This is a genomic window from Desulfothermus sp. (assembly GCF_053993635.1).
Map to the genome: position 1 here is coordinate 1 of NZ_JBMYBT010000060.1, position 2270 is coordinate 2270.

The following is a 2270-nucleotide window of genomic DNA, read 5'->3' on the forward strand; positions in this document are numbered from 1 at the left end:
TTATAAACCTCAGTTACAGGGTCTTTACCTTCTGCAATCACATTATAACTCTTCACATAGCCGGCACTGGCTGAGGTAATCCGATCATAAATCAACTTTCCCTGAGAAACATTGGATGTTGAAGTAACCAGTGAGCCAAGAGCCTCCTCCACTGCTGCCCTAATACCATTATTAATAGCCGCCTGTCTTGTTTGTCCTTCCCCAATAGCAACAATAGTCCTCGCTAGTAAGGGTGAACCAATCAATAAAAAGAACAACACACCCATGAAAATAGATTTACTCTTCATAAGCCTTTCCTCCTTTTAGTTTTATTTAAGGATTAAAAAATACCTTCATTGACTGCAATGTAGGACTATTTGGATTTAATTTAAGCCCTTTTTCCAACAATTTTTTTGCTTTTTCCTTTTTATTAATCTGGAGAAAATACCTTATTCCTATCTGGTAAATACGTGTTTCATATGGGTATTTTTCTATAGCCTTATTTATAACAATTTCAATTGATGGATCTTGAATCATTGAAAGGGAATATATGTAATAAATATATATACTCGCATTTGAGTAAATTGGAACCACTTTTTTAAAAATCTCCACTGCTTTGCCATAATTACCCTTATTTAAAAAAGAAATCGCTTCTTGAGCCTTGTTTTTCGCATCGTTAATCAACTCTTTCATGGTGATCTCTTTTCCATTAGGGTATGGGCCTGACAAAAATGACACCACCTCTACATCCCCTTTAAGGCGAAATTCTGAAGGATTGATTGAACCTAAAAAATTTGACTTTATTTTTATGGGAGTTTTAGTTTCAATATTCATATTATTATCAATAAAATTATTATATACCATGTCAATATTTCCTCTATTAATTTTTATAGCTAACTTATTTCTTTCAAAATTACAATTAGTTATTTTTACCTTCCCATCCTTTATTATTAAAGCAGTATTAAGTTCTCTAAATGTGGAATTTGAAACTTTGGCCTGACTTATGGATTCTATAATTAATCCGGTATATCCTTTTAAAATATACAAATTTTCAGCATCAACATTCCCCTTTACATAAATATGGGATATGCCTTGAATCTTGAGTCTAGACATTGCCAAATTACCAGTTTCATCTACCAAAATTTTTTTTGTACTATTTGTATCATTTGAGTGGATAAAACTGGATTTTATAGTTAAATTTCCTTGCACCTTTAATGTAGAATTATTCCTAAATTCAATGTCCACATTGGGTCCTATCACAACATTTGAGCCAAAGGGTATGGTGCTTGTTCCGGTAATAAAATATTTTCCTTTATTTATATTTGAAACAATTATATCAGGCAATTTTTTTTCAGTAAAAACCGGAAGGGAAAGAGGTCCAATTTGAACAGGTTTTGACTTATTCCCTACCTTATCCAAACTTACAATTCTATAAAAATAATCCTCACCAGTTTTCACACTGGTGTCAGTCCATGAGAAATCTGACACTTCTGCTATTTTTTTGTAATCAGATAAGGGCTTATTACTCCTGTAGATCTCAAATTTAGTTGTGTCAGTATCTGTGGTGGTCCACTTAAGGACTATTGAATCCTTGTTTATAACAGAAGATAGATCTTTAATTTCTTTAGGAGGAATACCATCAATACGAACAAGGGGGGAAGATTCCATCCAGTCACGCCTCTCGCCTTGCTCATTTTCAAGATGAACATAAATTATACCCCTTTTTAAAGAATCTCCTTCACGTACTATATACATTCCCTTATATATCCCATTTTGGACCTCTGCCATTGGCACCTTTTTAATAAGAGGATCCACATCAAAATAGGCCTTGCCTCCAGATGTACCTTCTAATCCCACCATAATCTTATCACCGATTTTAAAAGTAGAATTAGATACATTTGTTACCACTCTAAGAATCTTAGGTTTTTTTGCAGCACTAGAAAAACTTGGTATTAAACTGGATATCTTAAATGCCCAATCAAAAATTACATTTTTTATATTTACATTTCCTTCACTACTGACAACTGAAGATACAACTGTAGCAATAGCTCCTAATGGATCGGTTGCTATGGACAATTTTTTTCTCGTTGCAGTTTCTCGCCAGCAACCTAATTTTTTCTCTTGAGTATACAAACAAATTTCTCCATCCATTTTGTAATACTGAGCAAAGGCAATATTAAAACTTGAAAGTCTATATACACTTATTGTCAATATTCCATCAAAATCTGGATTCTTTTTAAAAATTTTTTTTAGTTTTTTATAATTGGGACTTTTGGAAAAATTAATATCAC

General features: G+C 32.6%; 2 protein-coding genes. Both read right to left on the reverse strand.

All coding sequences use genetic code 11. The features are described from left to right. The coding region (locus ACY2V1_RS04165) for a hypothetical protein (RefSeq protein ID WP_461833539.1) at nt 1-287 on the reverse strand (287 nt) is incomplete at its 3' end. 25 nt (nt 288-312) lie between these two features. Beyond that, nucleotides 313-2270: fibronectin type III domain-containing protein (locus ACY2V1_RS04170; protein ID WP_461833540.1), on the reverse strand; the 1958-nt coding region annotated here is incomplete at its 5' end.